The 19,430-nt window shown below is 54.7% G+C and carries 17 protein-coding genes; 2 read left to right on the top strand and 15 right to left on the bottom strand.

The genetic code is table 11. The features are described from left to right. The 5 genes from BMW97_RS02465 to BMW97_RS02445 form a co-directional block, all read right to left on the bottom strand. Entirely contained in the window at positions 1-2,025 is a 2,025-nt protein-coding gene (locus BMW97_RS02465) for a protein-disulfide reductase DsbD family protein (protein ID WP_045910601.1), read from the bottom strand. Between the two features lie 48 nt (positions 2,026-2,073). Beyond that, positions 2,074-2,445: a hypothetical protein gene (locus tag BMW97_RS02460; protein ID WP_045910602.1), complete on the bottom strand. Its 372-nt coding sequence runs from the start codon at positions 2,443-2,445 to the stop codon at positions 2,074-2,076. Positions 2,446-2,532: 87 nt separating this feature from the next. Then, entirely contained in the window at positions 2,533-3,093 is a 561-nt protein-coding gene (locus tag BMW97_RS02455) for an RNA polymerase sigma factor (protein ID WP_048029899.1), read from the bottom strand. A gap of 5 nt (positions 3,094-3,098) precedes the next feature. Then, complete coding sequence (locus tag BMW97_RS02450) at positions 3,099-3,518, bottom strand: hypothetical protein (protein ID WP_045910604.1); 420 nt, start codon at positions 3,516-3,518, stop codon at positions 3,099-3,101. A 158-nt stretch (positions 3,519-3,676) separates the two neighbouring features. Continuing rightward, entirely contained in the window at positions 3,677-3,916 is a 240-nt protein-coding gene (locus tag BMW97_RS02445) for a hypothetical protein (RefSeq protein ID WP_045910605.1), read from the bottom strand. Positions 3,917-3,985: 69 nt separating this feature from the next. Here BMW97_RS02445 and BMW97_RS02440 point away from each other — a divergent pair, with 69 nt between their 5' ends. Continuing rightward, entirely contained in the window at positions 3,986-4,696 is a 711-nt protein-coding gene (locus tag BMW97_RS02440) for a hypothetical protein (protein WP_045910606.1), read from the top strand. Between the two features lie 350 nt (positions 4,697-5,046). On the opposite strand, the gene BMW97_RS02430 is transcribed toward BMW97_RS02440, so the two are convergent. Then, positions 5,047-5,766 (bottom strand): hypothetical protein, encoded by a 720-nt coding sequence (locus BMW97_RS02430; protein WP_090392507.1) that lies wholly within the window; start codon positions 5,764-5,766, stop codon positions 5,047-5,049. Between the two features lie 484 nt (positions 5,767-6,250). On the opposite strand from BMW97_RS02430, the gene tnpA reads away from it, so the two are divergent. Beyond that, positions 6,251-6,685: an IS200/IS605 family transposase gene (tnpA, locus tag BMW97_RS02425; RefSeq protein ID WP_090392505.1), complete on the top strand. Its 435-nt coding sequence runs from the start codon at positions 6,251-6,253 to the stop codon at positions 6,683-6,685. Positions 6,686-6,893: 208 nt separating this feature from the next. Here the strand turns inward: tnpA and BMW97_RS02420 are convergent, their stop codons facing one another. The 9 genes from BMW97_RS02420 to BMW97_RS02380 form a co-directional block, all read right to left on the bottom strand. Then, the gene (locus tag BMW97_RS02420) at positions 6,894-7,805 is read right to left on the bottom strand and encodes a TIR domain-containing protein (protein WP_023344184.1); all 912 of its coding nucleotides are present in this window, start codon (positions 7,803-7,805) and stop codon (positions 6,894-6,896) included. A 584-nt stretch (positions 7,806-8,389) separates the two neighbouring features. Then, on the bottom strand, positions 8,390-9,940 hold the full coding sequence (locus BMW97_RS02415) for a methyl-accepting chemotaxis protein (protein WP_045908768.1): 1,551 nt from the start codon (positions 9,938-9,940) through the stop codon (positions 8,390-8,392). Between the two features lie 89 nt (positions 9,941-10,029). Next, positions 10,030-11,046, bottom strand: coding sequence for a LacI family DNA-binding transcriptional regulator (locus BMW97_RS02410; protein WP_023344186.1), 1,017 nt, complete (start codon positions 11,044-11,046; stop codon positions 10,030-10,032). A 28-nt stretch (positions 11,047-11,074) separates the two neighbouring features. Beyond that, positions 11,075-12,481 carry a sucrose-6-phosphate hydrolase gene (locus BMW97_RS02405; RefSeq protein WP_045908769.1) on the bottom strand — a complete coding sequence of 469 codons (1,407 nt, stop codon included), beginning with the start codon at positions 12,479-12,481 and terminating at the stop codon, positions 11,075-11,077. Next, positions 12,481-13,851 (bottom strand): sucrose-specific PTS transporter subunit IIBC, encoded by a 1,371-nt coding sequence (locus BMW97_RS02400; RefSeq protein WP_023619263.1) that lies wholly within the window; start codon positions 13,849-13,851, stop codon positions 12,481-12,483. Before BMW97_RS02400 ends, BMW97_RS02405 begins: the two co-directional genes overlap by 1 nt. A gap of 66 nt (positions 13,852-13,917) precedes the next feature. Beyond that, positions 13,918-15,435, bottom strand: a complete 1,518-nt coding sequence (locus BMW97_RS02395; RefSeq protein WP_045908770.1) for a carbohydrate porin — start codon at positions 15,433-15,435, stop codon at positions 13,918-13,920. A 172-nt stretch (positions 15,436-15,607) separates the two neighbouring features. Then, positions 15,608-16,498 carry an aminoimidazole riboside kinase gene (locus BMW97_RS02390; RefSeq protein WP_045908771.1) on the bottom strand — a complete coding sequence of 297 codons (891 nt, stop codon included), beginning with the start codon at positions 16,496-16,498 and terminating at the stop codon, positions 15,608-15,610. 88 nt (positions 16,499-16,586) lie between these two features. Continuing rightward, a complete protein-coding gene (locus tag BMW97_RS02385; protein WP_045908772.1) occupies positions 16,587-17,798 on the bottom strand; it encodes a diguanylate phosphodiesterase in 1,212 nt (403 codons plus the stop codon). Between the two features lie 95 nt (positions 17,799-17,893). Further along, positions 17,894-19,375 carry an alpha/beta hydrolase gene (locus BMW97_RS02380; RefSeq protein WP_045908773.1) on the bottom strand — a complete coding sequence of 494 codons (1,482 nt, stop codon included), beginning with the start codon at positions 19,373-19,375 and terminating at the stop codon, positions 17,894-17,896. Positions 19,376-19,430 lie beyond the last annotated feature (55 nt).

Genomic DNA, 19,430 nt, shown 5'->3' with positions numbered 1-19,430 from the left:
TTAGCCTTTTGCGTTGTTCAGGGTGGTGACCAGGGTGCGCTTGTCCAGCAGCGGCGAGAGGATCTCGCCATCAGGCAGGCCGGGGCCATACACCGCGTTAAACGGAATGGCGTAGCGGTTTCGCTTTGCCAGAAAATCCGCGATAAACGCGGACGGCTGGCTCCAGTCTCCGCGCAGGGCCACCACGTCCGGCTGGCGCAGCGCGGCAATCACGTCCGGCTGACTGAGTACGCGGTGCTCGTTAACTTTGCACGTCACGCACCAGTCCGCCGAGATATCCACAAACACTCGCTTCCCCTGCGCCAGCGCCTGCTCAATGGCTTCTTCACTGAGCGGCTGCCACGGGACGGTTTGCGCAACGCTTTGTGCCGGAGCGTCAGACGGCGCGTTAAGCAGACCGCGCACTTGATACCCGCCGAACGCCGACAGCGCGATGACCACCAGCCAGAACAGCGGCGAAGATTTTTGCCGCTTCTGCGCGAACAGCACCAGCGCAGAGGCAGTCAGCGCCAGCATCACGATCTGGCTGACCGCCTCGCCCAGATGCACGCTCAACAGCGTCGCCAGCCAGAGGCTGGAGGCCAGCATCATCATGCCGAGGATGACCTTGAGCGTGTTCATCCAGCGGCCGGGTTTCGGCAGCAGCATGGCCGTTTTCGGTACCAGGGCAACGAACAGCCACGGCAGACTCATGCCCACGCCGAGCATCAGGAAGATCAGCCACAGGGCGTGCAGCGGCGCGCCAAGGGCAAAAGCGACCGCGGTACCGAGGAACGGTGCGGAGCACGGCGTCGCCAGCAGCGTGGCGAACATCCCTTCGCAGAAGCTGCCTCCGATCCCCGATCCCCCTGCCGTCGCCAGCCGTCCTGCGGCAGAAGAAGGCAGCAGCATTTCAAACGTCCCAAACAGGTTCAGCGCAAACAGGAAGGTCACGGCGACCATCAGGCCGATAAACCACGGGTTCTGGAACTGAATGCCCCACCCCAGCGACGCTCCGGCCAGCTTCAGCGCGGTGACCATCCCGGCCAGCAGCATAAAGGAGGTGAGGATCCCGGCGCTGGTGGCCAGAAAGCGCAGCCTGATGGCGCGGCTGTTCGATCCCGCCAGCAGGATGCTGTTAAGCTTCATTCCCATCACCGGCAGCACGCAGGGCATCAGGTTCAGGATCAGCCCGCCCAGCAGCGCAAAGAGCACCATTTTTCCCGTCCCGTCCGGCACGGAGGTCTCTTCGGGCGTTGCCCCAACGGTCATGGTGGTTTGCTGCGCCCGATCGCCGTTGGTCAGCACAAACGACAGTCTTTTGCCTGCCAATGAGGCGGGTTTATCACCCCATTCGTCGGTCACGGGTACCGTCACCCGAAGCGCAGTGCCGTCATGTTTAATGACCGGCTCGCCGGGCAGAATGTCACCCTCCAGCGGGTCAAAGTAGATCCCCGGATTGTCCCACTTCCCGTCCGTCGTGCCGGTAATCACCAGCTTGTCGCCAGAGAGCCAGGCGGAAAGATCAGACGACACGCCTGATGAACCCGGCACGGCGCGCATCGCTTGCCCGAAGGCGCTGCGGAAGCCCTCATCCACCGGCTGGGTAAAATCGAGGTGCAGCGGGTAGTCCGTCAGCAGGCAGACGTTGCTGCACGTAGAGAGCGTCAGCGTCCCGTCGAGCGTGTCGCCCTTCGCTCCGTCGAGCGTAATCGGGATCGTCACCTTATCGTGATAGCCCTGCGTGGTCATGCCGGAGATATCGAAGCGCGACGGCACCGGCCAGGACCAGCTGTCCGTTACGCCTTCCGGCCAGCTGATTTTCGGCGCCACGCCGCCCTCGCCCGGCGATCGCCAGTAGGTTTTCCAGCCGGGCTTTAGCTCAACGGTGAGCAGGCCTTTAACATGCGTTTGTTCCCTCTCCGCCTGAAAGCGGATGCGGGCGTGATCGTTTTGTGGGGAGACCAGCCAGCCGGTGTCTGCCGCATGGACAATGCCGATGCAGGACAGCCACAGGAAGACGAATCCCCTGAAGAGGTTAACCATGTTGTACTCCGTGAACAGTGAAAAATTATCGTGTGGTGACGATGTTTTTCATTCACGGAAAACGCAGTTTTTAAGGTGTATTCGGGGAGGTGGTGCCTGAACGGGCTGTTCCGCCGGAGCCAGTGCCCGCCCTTGCGTCAACAGCTGCAGCAGCGCGAAGAAGATAATAATGGCCGGTAACGCACCGTCGAAGAACAGCGGCTGCGCGCAAAGCAGCGAGTGCGCGCCGAGCTGACACGGCGACGGGCCGGGTTGTTCAGTGTTGCTGGTTTGAGCCGGGGCATCTGCACTCAGCGAAATCTGCGGATCCAGTCCCTGTAAAAAATGGTTGAGCATCACCGCACGCTGCACGAGGCAAAGCGCCATCGCGAGACAGGTAATAATCAAAAGCCATTTTCCGAGGAGCTGACGGTTGCGCATAACATTCCAGAGTGACAAGACGCCCCGATCATAAACGATAGTGATGAATCTACAAGTGCCGGAAGTGTAAGGTTTTGTCTGCCGCCGCTATTCGCCCGTCAGCGCGTCATAGACGTCCCGTAGCCGCGTGCGTAGAAACAGCACCGCCTTGTGCTTGCGGGATAACAGCGCCTGTTCGCTGGCGCCGGTCTCCTCTGCCAGCATTTTAATGCTGTAGCCGTGGAGCTCGGTCTTTTCAAATACCTCCCGCTGCGGCGGCGGAAGTTCAGACAGCGCCTGGCCCAGCTCTTCCCACAGCAGCGTTTTGAGGTACTCCTCCTCCGGCGTGTGCGGTACGCCGAACAGGGTTTCGGCCAGCTCGTCTTCCGGATAACCGTCGTCATCTTCGCCCGTAAAATAGCCGGAGAGCGACACCTCGCGCTTTTTTCGCGCCCGGTCGGTCATTTCGTTACGCGCCGCGCGGAACAGCCAGGCGGCGACGTTTTCGACCGGCTGCTCCACTTTCATCAACTGATACGTCACTTCCTGCAAAATGTCGTCGGCATCATCGCGCACGGACGTCCGTCCGCGAATGAAGGCTTTCAGCCGGGCGCGGCAGGCATTGAGCGCCGACATCAGCATGGATCCGCCCGCCTCCCCGGCTTTCATCTCGCTCACTCTGCTTCCGGCGCTTTTGGCGTGGCTTCATCGCGCTTATCGTCACGATGGCCGTGCCAGCCGCAGTGACCGCGACCATGGCGACCGAACCCTTCACGGCGCTGCTGAATAAACGCCTCGCGCTGTTCGGGTGTCATGTTCATCCAGCGCTCGTGCATCCGGCGGTGCGCGCCAAACATTCCGGGGCGGAAACCTAAGCCGCCAAACAGAATGCGGCTCAGCACCAGAATGCCCAGCGCCTGCCAGAATCCGATGGCCTTCACGCCGAGGATCGCCGGGAGTAAGGCGTTCCACAGGGACATCACCAGCAGGCCGAGCACGATGAAAATCACCGCGCCGATGACTAAGCCCTTGCCCATACGGTGGCGACCAAATCCGCGCCCGTGACCTCTGCCGTGCATTTCAAAATCTCTCATGGTGTTTACCTCGTTTACCGTAACTGATTATGGCGTGTGATGAGGTAGACGGATGAGGAAGGGAAATATTGCCGGGGTGAATATAATTTTTTTGTGCTGCCGAATTTGGACTCATAGCGGTAACGGCTGGCGGATGCTATGAGTCGCTTGCAGGAAAATCATCGCGTACGAAGAAGTCGCTTAACCAATTCGATAGCAATGACGGCCAGTATGATTGATAACAATGTCAGGAAGATGAGCAAGGATAATAGTGGATTTAACAAGCCACCTAAACTGGTGAAGTCGCTGAGACGGCCAAGTTGCTCGGACGTGCAAACACGCAGAATGATCTCAGGGATAATAAGCAAAAAAATAATGACGGTCAGGACATAAACCAGAGCACTCTTGCGCTTTCCCATTTTCGATGTTGCCCCTCTATCAAACATGATCAATGATAATAAGGTAATGATACTGCAAGGTTATATAAAATGGCACAAAACTATTTGCAACTGAAAATGCAGTCGAATAAACAGTTAGCTATTGCACTAACAAACTCGCTTCGAGACATGCATGAAGACCATATGGCAACTCTGGAAAAGGTGAAACAGGGAACGCAGCGCCTGGTTAGCTACGGTGCATGTTTGATGCCAGACGAGTATTATCGTAACGCATGCCGTGATACCTGGCGTGAAGACAAACGCTTAGTCCTTGCCTTAGGTGAAATTTACAACCGAAAAGATGTCACTTTAGACATGGTTGAAATCTATTTTAGGAAAACTCTCAATAGGCTGGGCGAACAAAAGAGCAAAGACCTGATTACGAATATCCATAACTTGTTGGGTAAAGCTGCCGAGCATGCATCGGCGAAAGCCAGCAAGCTAGCCCTCTCCTTTACTCTTGCGAACCTGATCATCAACAGCAAAGATTTTAAGCAAAATCATATCAGGCTTGTGAACTCATTCTCGACTTGGTTCGTTAATGGTGCAACGCTTTACTCAAAGGCTCAGGTAGCAGCATCTGCGGCTAATCGACTCAAATTTCAGGATCCGCAGTACTACCAGGCACTTTATAAAGAAAATATCGAGATGTTATACTTCTTAATCGAACCACAAATGTCTGAAATCATTTATCAGGTAAACTCTGGGGATAATAACGAGCAAGTGATAGGCGACGCCTTGTACGAGATACTGCGAAAATGAAGCAAGCGATGTTATGGCTTTTGAAGTCGTTCTTTTACTTGGTTCCTGCGTTGCTTATTGTTATTGGGATATATTTATTCGTACGGTTTGTACCGGATTATGCCGCTTTACTTAGCGTCGCTTGGGTGATTACCATTTCTGTTATATATATTAGATACAACAAATGGTATTAATATAAACTTAAGTCAAAAAACCTCTTACCTTGAACTTGTGCAAGGTAGGAATAAATCTGGAATTTTTATGTCCCCGCAATATAAAAGGCCTTCACAGAAGTTTTTAAAAGCACCTCTATACATTGAACAAATCGATATGAGACTCACCACATTGTGATGCATCTCATATCGATTAATTTAAATTTTTACAAGATCATCTATCATCTGCGGATTTTTTGACATAAATGACAAATATGAACGACCTATCGCAGTTAATTTGTAACCATTATGTTCTTCGACCATAAGCCCATTACTAACTGGATATGCGATGTATTTTATCCAATCCCATTCAGAAAACGCATCTTTGTAAATTGCTTTTGTCGATTCGAACTCTCGGATTGCTTCTTCTTTACGGATAAATCCTGCATTATTTGCCATATTACAAAACATATTATACTGTGAACGAAAGAGGAGTTTATTTATCTCGTTATACCTCACACCACTTTGTATTATTGATATATCTCGAGCAAGCAACTCGACTTTTTCCTTATCATCAATATTTAATGCAAGCAAATGCTTCATGACTCTTTGATATATTTCCTCACTAAACTCCGTTTTATACAGGAGATGTCTAGTCCTTATAGCCTCTACACTCATTTCATCAGGTAAGTCAGTTGCATGAGTACTAACCGATGAAATAGGATCTAGGGATTGTTGAGCAGCCACGAATTTTGCAGATAATCCAGTAGTAGAAGCTGAAAGTTCCGAGACTGTGTTTTTTGTAAAAAAGAAACGAATTGCTCCTGATATTTTATTGTGGAATACTATTCCAATTAGAAGAACGACAATTGGCCATGCCATATTTTTAACAAGCTCGACAATTAATTTTGGTGTCCACGTGCATATCAACTCTGACATTAATATTCCTTAATAATAACCAGTCATTTTTATGATGGTAGTTTAGCGAACCAGAACCCAAGATCAAATATTTTCATTCGTGTTGCACAAAATGTTAAAACTCGAAGTTTCAGGGCTTTGATAATGATCACATCTACGATATTTTTGCTGCCCGGAGGCGGTGTAGTTGACGCTACTTTCACTGGCGATTCGATATAACGCTCGCCCCTCTCATTGGTCACAAGCGTTGCGCTACAGGTGATACATGTGCACCGTGACAGTCGATTTTTATGGCCTCTAACTGCTCTTAGTAAACCGTGAAGCCTTATCTGCCGACTGTCCATTTACACCAGCAACAAAAAGCCCCACAAATGTGGGGTTTTGTTGTCATCCCTAAATCACCTCCTGGGGAGGTGGTGATTGATCCTGTAAGGCTATAGCCTGCAGAATACCCATGTCGGAATATCTCTTCTTACTCACCACAAGTAAAAGGAGACAGACTGACATGGGGCTTTACAGGAGTTCATCACATGTATATTGGCGTTGCAAATACCACATAGTCTGGACGCCAAAATATCGATTCAGGATCCTCAAAGATAAGCTGGGTAAGGAACTTTACAGGACAATCTACATCCTCTGCGGAATAAAAGGTTGTGAAGTTCTGAAGTTAAATGTTCAACCAGATCATGTACATCTTGTGGTTATCGTGCCGCCTAAAATTTCCATATCGACGTTGATGGGGCATCTTAAAGGTCGCAGTGCCATCAGACTCTACAATCGTTTTCCACATATAAGGAAGAAGTTATGGGGAAACCATTTTTGGTCACGCGGCTACTTTGTCGATACGGTAGGGGTAAACGAAGAGATCATCAGACGATATGTGCGGCATCAGGAGAAAACGGAACAAACGCACGAACAGCAGATGGAATTTCTAGAATAGAAACAGGAATGAAACAATAGCCCCCCTTACAGGGGGCATTCTGGAAAGCCACCTTCTAAGAAGGTGGTCTTTTACTTTGATAGAATATTGAGTAACCTGCTTCAATATCGAAATATTCAGCAAAGAGCCACACAATTCGGCTTGTTTTATAAATTTACCGGCAAATAACATGCCATTGAAAGCGCGTGATTTTTGCGCATGTGCGCTATCAAATTTCTTCGTTAGGTAAAATATTTCCCCAGTCTATAACCTTATTTACACCACCAGGACAAAATACACCCTGCGCATTTGTTCCGAAGTACAAATCGGTTACTTGCTCAAGACAATCTAGAAATGCTTTCAGATGTTCCCCAGTACACCATCCTTTGTTAGAAACTTGGAAGAACCAATCTAAAACTTCAGAGCCTGATGATAATCTATTAACATTAAAGTCATATACTTCCGTTCCGGCACTCCAGAACGAAACAACACCACTTTCAGGATCAAACGTCACAGGCTTTTTTTGTTGGAATTTTTCAAAAAAGTTGTCTGGGGATTTTGTTCTCGCATGAGAATAAGCATTTTTTCTGCTAAGCCTCAGGATTTCTTCCAAAATATCCCTATCATTCCGAGTATTAACTTGATTCCTGGATATCTCTGGAGCATTAGTAATAGCTTCAATTTTCGATGTTAGTCGAGGCCAGAAAACCTCAAAAGTCGAATGTAATGTCTTCTCCTCAAGTTTATCATCTCCTAGCATATTATTTATAGAACGGAGGAGTTTAAGTGCCTCGGATTGATTAAAAACAGAGCACTGGAATTGAACTAAAGGACCGATTACTTCTGCTGGTGTAACTCCGAATAACAAAGGACAAACTCGAGAGGTTTCTAGACTTTTAGATAATGCACCAGCTTCGAACATTAGCCATGGAGCATCTAAATTTGTTGGAGTCAATACAATAATCCCTAACTTAGAAGATTCCAATTTATTTGAAATTTCCGTACTCCATCGTTGACCTTTATTTATATCCTCAGGAGAAAAATAAGGTTTTACCGCTTGAATTACGCATGGTATCCATTCTCTTATAGCCTCTGCAATTGCCCGACTTCTTTCACCAGACCAGCTTATAAATAACTCCATATTATACCCCCCACGATTAGTACAAACGAAATTTTAGAGGTTTGCTCGAACCCCGACTCAATTTAATTGAAAAACCATTACATCACATAACTTAATGTTTTTATTGCATAATTTCAATATATCAATTCAATTTTTTCCAGATAAAATGACAATGATCATTATTACCTTGTAAAATAGGATTATCCATCACCAGACACCGTAATTCGACTGTCAAAAGCTCTCCTTTTGCCCCAAGTGCTATTTGTTATAAGAGCAAAAAAAGACCTAAATTTTTAACAACAAAGTTAACAATGGAATTTAAACCGATTAACTCCCATATTTAATACTTACATGCCGCTTCCAACATAAAAATTATATCCAATGTATTTATTGCAGGCTTGACGGCGAAGGATGCGGTGGCAGTGGCACGACCTCAACCCGGTGAAACGATAAAACACGAAAGGGCCTCGGTCGTGACAAAAGTGCAACTACAACCGTTTTTTATAGCTTCTAACAACTATTAATCAAACGTAAAACCTTTGCTGGTGCGTCTTTCCAGTTACACCCGCTACAAAAAAGCCCCCTAAGGAGCCTCTTTTATTATATCAAGCCTGCACCGGCAACCTAAAACTCGAAATACTTCGTGAAAGCTGCTGCGCCTGCTCTTCCAGCGAGGCCGCTGCCGCCGCGGACTGCTGCACCAGCGCGGCGTTCTGCTGGGTCACGCCGTCCATCTCGGTCACCGCCTGCCCGACCTGACTGATCCCGCGGCTCTGCTCTTCAGAGGCGACGGAGATCTGCTCCATCAGCGTATTCACTTTGTTCACCGATGAAATGATCGAATCAATCACCTCGCCCGAGCGGCTGACCAGCTCCGCACCGTTTTTCACGCTGGAAACCGACTGCGCGATCAGGCTTTCGATGTCTTTAGCCGCCACCGCGCTTTTCTGCGCCAGGGTGCGCACTTCGCTGGCTACGACCGCAAAGCCGCGTCCCTGCGTACCGGCGCGCGCCGCTTCAACCGCCGCGTTCAGCGCCAGGATGTTGGTCTGGAAGGCGATGCTGTTAATCACGCTGGTGATGTCTTCAATGCGCTTCGAGTTCGCCGCAATGGTATTCATCGTGTCGATGACTTCACGGGTTACCGCTTCACCGGTGTGGGCATTTTTCACCGCGTCCTGCACCAGTTTCCCGGCCTGATACACATTATCGGTATTGTTCGCCACCGTCGCGCTCAGCTCTTCCATGCTGGCCGCCGTCTGGGTTAACGCCGAAGCCTGCTGCTCGGTGCGTGACGCCAGGTCGATATTCCCGGAGGCAATCTCCTGGGCTGCATGCGTTACGGTATGGCTCGCATCGCGCACCTGGGCGATGGTCGCCAGCAGCGCCTGACGCATCTGCTCCATCGAGCCCATCAGATGGTCGATTTCGTTGCCTGTACTCCCCTTCACCGGCACCGGAATGTCCAGCTTGCCTGCCGCAATCTGGCTGCAGTGCTCGCGTGCCAGGTTAACCGGCGCAAAGACAAAGCGCTTCATCAGCAGGCTGACGGCGACAATCACCACCACAAACAGGCTGGCGATAGCGGCAATGATCGCCAGGCCAGAGACGAAGTTACTGCTCGCATCCTCGTTCAGGCTTTTGGCGTATTTCTGGTGGACGGAAAGGACCTGGTCGAGAACGATCTCGTACTGGCGGTCGAGGCGGGAGACTTCCGGGATCAGCGCGTTGAATTTGGCAATATCGTGCGCCTCGGCGGCGTCGATGAGCGGCGCCAGCCCCTGGTTGCGGTAGTTTTGCCAGGCATCCTGATAGGCAGTGACCAGCGGCGCTTCATCGCTCAGGCGCGGCGACGCCATAAAGGCCGCAAAGGCGTGATCTGCTTTGGTCAGCGCCTCTTTCACGGCGGTAAGCTTTGCAGCGCCGTCCGCCGCGTTGCCCGCTTCCACCATCTTCACATACTCCATCACCCGCACGCGCAGCGTACGGCTGTGGTTAATAGGGTCAATAATGGACAGCACAACCTGGATCTCTTTGTTGACGTTATCCAGCGAATTATTACTTTTAATGATGAGGCCAACGCTGGTGACGGTGCTGACAATAAAGAAGAAAAGCAACGAGAACAGGACAATCAGGGATGACTTTTTCAACGACATAAACCAATACCTCAAGGAGAATTATTCCTTATGGTTATCGGCCATTCCAAAACTTAAATTAATTAAAGTTATTGAAGTATCGAACCGGGCTATTTCGCTGACTTATAGCGTCGCTGCAGGGTGGCATTGAGCTTGCGCTGCAACGGCTGCGGCGTCTCCCCCTCGATTAATTTGCTAATCAAATCAAAGCAGTGCCACGCCAGCTGGCGGTTGTCCTGGCGAATGGTATCCACCGGGATCGTCAGCGAATCGTAGAGATAGTGATCGTCAAAACTGGCTAACCTGATATCGCTTTGCAGCAGGTTATGCTGGCCCATATAGCGTAGCACCCCTTCCAGCAGCCCGCAGGCGGCGGCGAAGAGCGCTTTCGGCGGACGCCCCAGGCGGGCGCAGAGTTCAGCAAACATCTCGTATCCGGAGCTCGGATGATAGTTGCCGTGAATGATCCACTCGGGGCGCAGCGCCACACCGGCCTCACGCAGCCCTTGCTTAAACCCTTCCAGGCGGTCGCGCGTGGGCGACAGGCGGGGCTGGCCGCCGAGAAAGTAGAACTCATCAGGATGCTGGCGCGCAATGTCGGCCACCAGTTCGGTCGTCGGGGTAATGGAATCGGTGATCACCAGCGGCAGCGCGCTGTCGTTGATGTGGCGGTCAAACAGAACCACCGGCAGTTGCTCGCTCAGCTTATGGTAGTCCGCGTCGTTGAGCATACTGGAGGCCACAATCAGCCCGTCCACCTGACGTGCCACCATGTTGTTCACCACCACCGTCTCCTGCCCCGGGTTTTCATCGCTGCAGGAGATCAGCAGCTGAACGCCCGCCTCGCGGCACAGTGTTTCCAGCTCGTGAGAAAAGACGGCAAAACCGTAGTTGGTGATCTCAGGAACCACCAGACCAATGGTGTGGCTGCGGTTATCGCGCAGCGAGCGGGCGTGAATGCTGGGCTGATAGTGGTGCTCTTTTGCAATTGCCAGCACGCGCTCGCGCGTCTCTTCCGCCACGCGAAGCTCTTTGCTGCGACCGTTCAGGACCAGGCTGGCGGTGGCTTTTGACACACCCGCCAGCTCCGCGATGTCTTTAATGGTGACGCGTTTTGTTTTTCTCACAACGACTTAGATCCGGCTGCCAAAACCCTCATTCTATCATGCAGGCGCGCAGCGACCAGTAGCGTAATGTGATATCGGACGCACCTTCGAATCGCACCCGGGCCGGATGGTCAGGAAAATAGCGGCTGCTCATCACCCCTTCGCCCTGGTTAATGAAGATTTCGACGCTGGAGCGGTCGCACAGAACGCGTAAGTGACGGACGTCACCCTGCCAGTAGCGGGTCAGGGTTTCACCGGTTTTCAGGCTCGCGCGCTCCAGGCGCACGCCCTGCTCATCGAGCGTGAGGCGCAGCGCGCCGGCAAAATCGACGTTCACCTGCGATGCGCCCAGCTCAAACTCCAGGCGCGTCGCGTCCAGTTCGGGCGCGTCGCTGGCGCGCCCCTGCCAGTGCTGCTCATCTTCACGCAGCGCCGCCAGCTCGCGCGCCGGGGTCTGCCAGAGCCTGCCGTCGCGATAGCGTAGTTCGCGCGGGCAGGTCATCTGGTGCATCCAGCCGTGCGCCCGGGTGGGCTGAAGCATCTCTTCCCCGTCCGGTACGCCCATCCAGCCAATCAGGATGCGGCGTCCATCTTCCGCCAGCGTGGTTTGTGGGGCGTAAAACTCAAACCCCGCATCCAGCTCGTGAAGCTCGCCGTGATCAAATGCGGCGCTGGCGTAATCAAACGCCCCGCTCATCCAGGTAGCCGGATAGGTATTGAGATAGCGATGCGGCTCGCGCGCCAGCCCCTGCGGGCAGCAGATCAGGACATGTGTCCCGTCGAGGGCAAACAGGTCCGGACATTCCCACATATAACCCGCGTCCGTCAGGCCGTTAACCCCGTGACCGGCGATCTCCCCGCAGGATGTCCAGGCGTGCAAATCGGCTGATTTAAACAGCAGCACCTTGCCGCGCTTCTGCACATCCTGCGCGCCGAGCACCATGTACCACATCCCCTCATGCTGCCACACCTTCGGGTCGCGCACGTGGCCGGTGTAGCCTTCCGGCAGCGCCAGCACCGGCCCCAGCTTCCTGAAGGTCCCGTCCGGCTGCTCCACGGCCAGGCACTGCCATGCGGTACGGCTGCCGTCATCGAACTTAACGTTGCCGGTGTAGCACAAGGTCAAAGCGCCCTCGTTATCGACGGCGCTACCGGAGTAGCAGCCGTTGCGGTCATACGCTTCGTCGGGCATGAGCGCCAGCGGCTCATGCCGCCAGTGCACCAGGTCCGGAGAGCTCCAGTGCCCCCAGCACTTAAAGCGGTGCTCGCAGTCCAGGGGGTTCCACTGATAGAACAGGTGATAGCGGCCAGCGAACCAGATAAACCCGTTCGGGTCGTTCATCAGCCCCGTCACCGGCGCGGCGTGCCATTGCGGATAATGGCTGTCCGCCAGCGCCCGCGGCTGACCTGTCATAACGGCCTGCAGGATCGCAGGCCAGCGGGAAGGTAACGTCATTATTCAGAATCCGTTTTATATTTCAGCAGCAGTGAGACGGTAAACGCCACGCCGAAGGCAATCACCATGCCGATAATATAGTTGAGCAGCGAGCTGGCCTGCACGATGGCCATCCCCGGAATCGCGGTCAGCCCGACAGCGGTCATGTACACATGCACGGAGACCACCCAGGCCCCGCCCACCGCGCCGCCAATCAGCGCAGCGATAAACGGCTTAACGAAGCGCAGGTTGATACCAAAAATGGCCGCTTCTGTGATGCCCAGCATTGCAGAGAACGCCGACGGCAGGGTAATGGCTTTGATTTTGGCATCTTTGGTTTTGAACCACACCGCCAGACAGGCACCGCCCTGCGCCACGTTCGCCATGGCCCAGATCGGCAGCAGGAAGTTAACGCCAATCGACGGGTTGCCCAGCAGCCCGGCTTCAATCGCGTGGAAGCTGTGGTGAATACCGGTGATCACAATCACCGAATACAGTCCGCCGAACAGCAGCCCGGCGAGCCAGCCCGCGTGGGCGATCAGCGTGCTCAGAATAAAGGAGATACCGTCCCCCAGAGCGCGCCCCGCCGGGCCGATAATCAGCAAGGCGATAAAGCCGGAGATGACGACGGTGAGGAACGGCGTCAGGATCAGGTCTAACGCATCCGGGATCGCGCGGCGCAGGTTTTTCTCCACGATGCTCATAAACCAGACGGCCAGCAGCACCGGGAATACCGTGCCCTGATAGCCAATCATCGCGATCTCAAGGCCGAAGAAGTTCATGGTGTGGAAGCCCGACGCCACGCCCCAGGCGTTGGTCAGCGCCGGGTGGGTCAGAATGCCGCCCAGCGTCGCGCCGAGGTACGGGTTACCGCCAAATTCGCGCGCGGCGGTAAAGCCAATCAGAATAGGCAGAATGATAAACGCCGCCGAGCTGCACATGTCCAGCATGATATAGATGGCGTTATCCGCATTGACCCAGCCGTAGGTTTTCACCATGCCGAGCAGGCCCATCAGCAGACCGGACGCCACAATCGCGGGGATGATCGGCACAAAGATGTTGGAGAGCAGACGGGCAATGCGCTGGAACGGGTTCAGCTTGCGCGCCGCCAGATCCGCAGCCTCAGATTTACTGGATTCGCTAATCCCCGCCGCCTGAATAAAGGCGGCGTACACCTTGTTGACCACGCCCGTGCCAAAAATCACCTGCATCTGCCCGGCGTTACGGAAGCAGCCTTTCACACCGTCAACTTTGCCGATAGCCTGCTGATCCGCCAGCGCGTCATCGACCAGCACCAGACGAAGACGCGTTGCGCAGTGCGCCGCGCTGGCGATATTTTCCTTGCCACCGAGCAGCGGAATAAGCTCGCGGGCGATTTGATTAAAATCCATAGATACCTCTGCCTGACTTCTTTTTATGATGTGCGAAACGCTCCCGCCAGGCGGGAGCGTGATGGGTTAAAACCAGGTTTCCATCTGGACCCCAAAGTTCCATTCCCCGCCGGCGTTGAAGCCGCTGCTGCCAAAGGCATCATCGCTGGCGTAATGATCCAGTTTGCTGCTCCAGTCCATCCAGGTGGCAAACAGGCGCAGTTCGGGACGGCTGAAGAAATCGCCGATTTTGCTTGCTTTTAAGGTTGGCGCAAAGGTCAGCTTGTAGAAACTGCCGTTCACGGCGTTGCGATCCTTATAGCCTTCCGGGTTTAAATCCATGTACTGATAGCTGCCCTCAAAGGCCAACGCGAAATTCTGGGTGACCTCTTTGATCAGGCGGGTGTTGAGCGTTACCCACTCATAGCTATCGCCCTTGACGTAGCGATCTTTACTGCTCTGTGCCAGAACGGCGGGCGCAACGCTCCAGCCACCGCCGATCGGCGTGACACCGTAACTTGCGAAGCGCCAGGTATCCGCCTCAGACAGCAAGGCGCCATCGGAGCCGATGCTTTTCACCTCCGCACCCAGCCCGTGACCATACAGCAGCGCCGTTTTGGCGGTCCCTTCGCGCAGGCCGTAGAAGCTGTCATTATGCAAGCCCACCAGAGCATGAACGCCGTGATTGGCGGCATCCGTTTTGATGAGATCGCCGTTAGTGTCTTTACGGTCGTCGTTATCCTTCGCCCGCAGGCCGCTCACCATCAGCTGGAACGGGCCGGCGAAGTGGTTCATGCTGAGTATATAGTTCTGAACGTTGTTGTCGGTCTGCTCCACGCTGCCGAAGTTGCGGCCATAAATGGAGAAGTTGCTGCGCAGCGAATCGTTCCATTTCACGTCATAAACGCCGCCGCCGGTACCGGCCAGGAACACCACGTCGGAATCCAGCCAGTGAATGTCAAAGTTGTCGCGGTCGAAGCGTTTACCCGCCCAGAAGGTGCTGCCCTTCAGCGCGCCGGTAAAATCAGGCAGATTGCCCAGCTCTGCGAAGGCCTGGCGAATATTGAGGTCGCTGGTATCGGCTGACCAGTCGTTATAGGTTCTCTGACCATCGGCCAGCATCGCCTTGAAGCGCGTGGTCGCCCCGTTATCCAGGGTTTGCTTGTGCTCGAGGTTCAGCTCGACGTAGGTGTCGGCTTCGTTACCCAGACGCCCCACCGCACCGCCGGTTTCACCGGCTGGCGTCAGGTAAGGGCCGCTTTTGCTGCTGGAGGCCGCATCGTTCATCAGCAGGCCAGAGCGGGCATAGCCGTGGAACTCAAACCCGCCGGTCTGATCCGCCTTTTTCTCCAGCGCGGTGGTGCGCTGCGCCACCTCCTGGGTCGTCGTTTGCGCCTGCTGCTGAGCGGCAACCAGCTGCTGCGTTTTTTGTTCTGCTGCCGCGGCGCGCTTCTCGGCTACCTGCGCGCGCGTCTCCGCGTCCTGAAGGCGCTGCTCCATCGCGGCAAGGCGCGCTTCAATACTGGACATATCCGTCTGGGCAAAAACAGAGGTACTTCCGGCCAGCATGCCTATCATCACGGCAAGTCTGCGTTTTTTATACATTTTGTCGCATCCCTAAAAGAAGTCATTAAACGTGCTAAATTGCTAAACCGGTTTAGGTTGCTGATACTAAACCTGTGAATTTTGGATCGGCAATCTTTTTTGCTAAACCGATTTAGTAAGTGTGATCGAGGCGACAATTCAGGCCGCCGGATGGCGGCCAGGAGAGGAGAAATTACAGGTCGTGCTGCCAGGGCAACGCGGTCATCGCCCCTTTGGCGGTGGTGGCCAGCGCGCCGCAGCGCTGGGCGAGCGCGATAACCGGAGGCAGCGCCTGACCGTCGGCCAGACCGTAGAGCAGCCCCGCCACAAAGGCGTCGCCCGCGCCGGTCGTATCAATGCACTGCACAGGCGTTGCCGGGTAGTGTTTTACGGTACCTTCATGCCACGCGGTTACGCCCGCTTTTCCCTGGGTAACCAGCACCAGACGCGCCGGGCAGCGCTGCATCAGCACCTCCAGACCAACGTTTACCTCCGCGCTGCCGGTGAAAAAGGCCAGTTCTTCTACCGAAAGTTTCACCACGTCAGCGCTTTGCAGTGCCTGTTCAAGACAGCGGTGAAGTGCGTTCTCATCCGGCCAGAGATCCGGGCGAATATTGGGGTCGAAACTGACGTAACCGCCCGCCTCCCGGATGGCGGCCATCGCCTGAAAGGTCGTGGCACGGCTCGGCTCGGCGCTTAAGGCGATGGAGCAGACGTGCAGCCACTCCCCGGCGCTGAACGTCGGCAGGTCGTCGGGTTCGAGAAACAGATCGGCGCTCGGGCGCACCATGAAGGTAAACGATCGCTCGCCGTGGTCGTCCAAATCAACCACCACCGTTGAGGTGCGGTGCGCCGGGTCAAGGCGCATCCACGTCACGTCAACCCGCTCGTCAGCGAGCGTTTTCGCCATAAACCGCCCGAAAGGATCGTCGCCAACCCTGCCAATAAAGGCGCTCTGGCCGCCCAGCCGGGCAATACCGACCGCGACGTTCGCTGGCGCGCCGCCAGGGCACTGCAGTAATCGACCTTCTCCATCTGGCAGCAAATCCACTACCGCATCGCCAAGTACCCAGATTTTCTTCATGTGATCCTCGTAGCTAAACTATGTTAAACCGATTTAGCTATTTAAGCACAGGCCGGGCAAAGGGGAAATAACGGGAGGGAAATTTGACTTAACGCACCAGATGCGGCCAGTGGATATCGCCGACGCCATTCAGCTGCGGCCGGGCAAACAGAAATCCCTGAAAGCGTCGGATCCCGGCAGATTCGAGCCAGCACCACTCCTCAATTTTCTCGATACCTTCCGCCACCAGGGTGATTTCAAGATCGGAGCAGCAGCTGATGATGGAGCGCACAATTGCCTGTTTCGGGCCGCTCAGGTGAATATTGCTGACAATTTCCCGGTCGATTTTAATTTTATCCGGCTGGAACCGGGTCAGCAGCGAAAGTCCGGCATAGCCCGAGCCAAAATCATCGATCGCCAGGCCAATCCCCTCACCGCGAAGCTGCTTGATGGCACTGTTAAACTGGTTGAACCCGGAGATCATCTCGTTTTCAGTGACTTCAATGACCACCTGCTCCGGCTGAAGACCATGTTTTTTAATCTGATCGACCAGAAATTCCACTGCGCCAGGGACATTCACCAGCGACATGGGCAGCAGGTTTACCGCGATTTTATGGCTGCCAATGCCCAGCTTTTCCGCCAGCGCAAAGGCATAGGCTTTTGTCTGGAGATCGACTTCGTAGATGTTGTCCGGGTCGACGGTGCTGAAGAAATGCTCCGGGCTGCCGCCGTCGTTGCCGCGGATAAGCGCCTCAAGGGAGCTGATCTTCCCTTCCGAGGGCTCGACAATAGGCTGCAGCGCAAACTGGCAGGTTTGCCCGGCAATCAGGCCCAGGTGTTCGCCAAAGGGTAGCGTTTCGGTCGAGAGCGTCCATTTGTCCGCGGTGTAGCGTGCCCCCGACGGGACCGGACGTTTACCGGTTATAAAGGTCTGAATAAATTTGAACACCCGATCGTCGGAGGTCAGATAGCTGTCCAGCTTGCTGTAGCGCAGCACCGACTGCAGCACCTCTTTCGGCGACTGCGTTTGCAGATCAAACAGCAGCATCCCGACGTTTTCGAAGCGTCTGCGCGGACCATAGTCCCGCAGCAGTTCTACCACCCCACTGTGCCGCTTGTCCTCACGGATGGTATGGAAAAGTTTGACCACACTCTCTTCCGACCCTTCGAGGATCTGCAGAACCTCATTCCCATTAGCCAGGAGGACGCCGGTAATAGCCAGTTTTGTGTTGCGGCCCCTGGCGCGCGCCACCAGCTCCCGCAGTTCAGTGGACGGGCGGGATAAATTCAACTGGCTTCGGTAGATCAGAGTCGTCAGCACAAAAAGGGGTTCCAATGAGAAAGAGAGGTGCCTTGAAGCTACTATGTAACATACTTAATCAATGCGACCTAACATATTCACGCTACAGGGGAACGTTACTTTTTCTCGTCCCCAATCCGGCTGTTAATCCTCTCCTGCATAAAGTCGTAAAACGGGTTCGAGGTGACCCGCATCAGCGCCTCTTTTCCGACGCTTAATACGGACGTTTCTCCCCAGAGCGCAATCGTCCCCAGGCTGATACCGTAGCGATTTTTCACCCCAGGTTCGCGACCATAGAGATCGTCATCCGGCGGGAACGGCACCGCAACGTGCGACAGGGAATAGACATCCTGCGGCCAGGACTGGGCAAGCGGCACCACCGTCTCCTGCGTTCTGCCTGCCGGGGTTATTTTCGCCACCGTCGAGAAACTGTGCTCGCTGGCATTGGTGATAATAGTGACACCGTAACGTCTCTGCGCGACCGGTAGCAGCGCCGTGGTGGCCGTCCAGGACGACGGTTTGAAGAGCGGACGGAAGCTCGCCGCCTGGTTGATATCGAACATCACCAGTTCGCTGCCGTTTGCCGGAAGCTGGTCAAACAGGCCACTGACCACCGCGCGGGTACTGACCGTGGAGTCCATGACCGACTGGAACGCCAGCACCGGCGGCAAATTCGCCAGCCTGTTTTCCCGCGCCGCGCGGCCAATCTGCTCCTGCAGGGCCTTCGTCAGCAGCCACGACTGGCGGGCGGCGTTCACCGGGAACGAATTGTATTTATACGGATTATATTCCGGGGAGATATTCAGCCAGGCCGCTTTGGCAAACGGCGGCAGCAGCGCCGGTAGCCCGGCGAAACCGGCGAACCGCGCAAAGGCCGTCACGCCAATCATCGGCGAGAGCAGGATCACCTGCTGCGGTTTACGCAGTGCAGGCGCGTCCAGCGCATCGAGGGCATATTTCATCGCCAGCGCCCCGCCGTTGGAGTAACCCACCAGATGCAGAGGCACCGCATCACCCGCCAGGCGCGTGGCTTCCCGTACGGCAAGGCGCGTGGCCGCCAGCCACATTTCCCAGTCCACGTCCGTCAGCGCACCGGGCGCGGTGCCGTGTCCGGGAAGTCGCGGGACCACGGCCACAAAGCCGTGCTGCTGATAGTTCACGGCAAGGCGCCTGACGCTGTATGGCGAATCCGTCAGCCCGTGCAGCAGCACCACCGCGCCGCGGGGGTTGCCGGCTGGCATCAGCACAAAGGAGCGGTTGGCATCGGGGGCAAACTGACCGGGCCACACCAGGCTCTGGCGGTAATAGCGGTTTAACGGGGTTTGTTCCTCGCCCGCTGTTTTCGCCGTCACCGCGTTATCCAGATCGGTGAAAATCGCCTTTTCCCGGGCGAGGTACCCGGCAAAATCGGCGTTATCCAGCTCGCGAACGGACATCTCATCTGCCCGCCAGGTGTGCCACAGGTGCAGTTCCGGCCCCTGCTGCGAGAGATACACCCGCACCGCCAGCAGGACGACCAGGACGATCCCCACGACCATTCCTGTTTTCTTTGCAAGCGCGATCAGGCGCACGCTGACTCGCCAGGGCAAATTCGCCATGAGGGATCCCTTTTATGTTCTCAGTGCTTCTATCTTATCAAAAATGTGAACAGGC

The organism is Enterobacter sp. NFIX58, from assembly GCF_900110475.1.
GTDB lineage: Bacteria > Pseudomonadota > Gammaproteobacteria > Enterobacterales > Enterobacteriaceae > Enterobacter > Enterobacter quasiroggenkampii.
Note: the sequence above shows the minus strand (reverse complement) of the source record. Positions and strands in the feature narration are given on the sequence as shown.

Bases quoted from the DNA above. Each gene is read 5' to 3' on its own strand.
- BMW97_RS02465 (WP_045910601.1), bottom strand. From the start codon at position 2,025: ATGGTTAACCTCTTCAGGGGATTCGTCTTCCTGTGGCTGTCCTGCATC.
- BMW97_RS02460 (WP_045910602.1), bottom strand. From the start codon at position 2,445: ATGCGCAACCGTCAGCTCCTCGGAAAATGGCTTTTGATTATTACCTGT.
- BMW97_RS02455 (WP_048029899.1), bottom strand. From the start codon at position 3,093: ATGAAAGCCGGGGAGGCGGGCGGATCCATGCTGATGTCGGCGCTCAAT.
- BMW97_RS02450 (WP_045910604.1), bottom strand. From the start codon at position 3,518: ATGAGAGATTTTGAAATGCACGGCAGAGGTCACGGGCGCGGATTTGGT.
- BMW97_RS02445 (WP_045910605.1), bottom strand. From the start codon at position 3,916: ATGGGAAAGCGCAAGAGTGCTCTGGTTTATGTCCTGACCGTCATTATT.
- BMW97_RS02440 (WP_045910606.1), top strand. From the start codon at position 3,986: ATGGCACAAAACTATTTGCAACTGAAAATGCAGTCGAATAAACAGTTA.
- BMW97_RS02430 (WP_090392507.1), bottom strand. From the start codon at position 5,766: ATGTCAGAGTTGATATGCACGTGGACACCAAAATTAATTGTCGAGCTT.
- tnpA (WP_090392505.1), top strand. From the start codon at position 6,251: ATGGGGCTTTACAGGAGTTCATCACATGTATATTGGCGTTGCAAATAC.
- BMW97_RS02420 (WP_023344184.1), bottom strand. From the start codon at position 7,805: ATGGAGTTATTTATAAGCTGGTCTGGTGAAAGAAGTCGGGCAATTGCA.
- BMW97_RS02415 (WP_045908768.1), bottom strand. From the start codon at position 9,940: ATGTCGTTGAAAAAGTCATCCCTGATTGTCCTGTTCTCGTTGCTTTTC.
- BMW97_RS02405 (WP_045908769.1), bottom strand. From the start codon at position 12,481: ATGACGTTACCTTCCCGCTGGCCTGCGATCCTGCAGGCCGTTATGACA.
- BMW97_RS02400 (WP_023619263.1), bottom strand. From the start codon at position 13,851: ATGGATTTTAATCAAATCGCCCGCGAGCTTATTCCGCTGCTCGGTGGC.
- BMW97_RS02395 (WP_045908770.1), bottom strand. From the start codon at position 15,435: ATGTATAAAAAACGCAGACTTGCCGTGATGATAGGCATGCTGGCCGGA.
- BMW97_RS02390 (WP_045908771.1), bottom strand. From the start codon at position 16,498: ATGAAGAAAATCTGGGTACTTGGCGATGCGGTAGTGGATTTGCTGCCA.
- BMW97_RS02380 (WP_045908773.1), bottom strand. From the start codon at position 19,375: ATGGCGAATTTGCCCTGGCGAGTCAGCGTGCGCCTGATCGCGCTTGCA.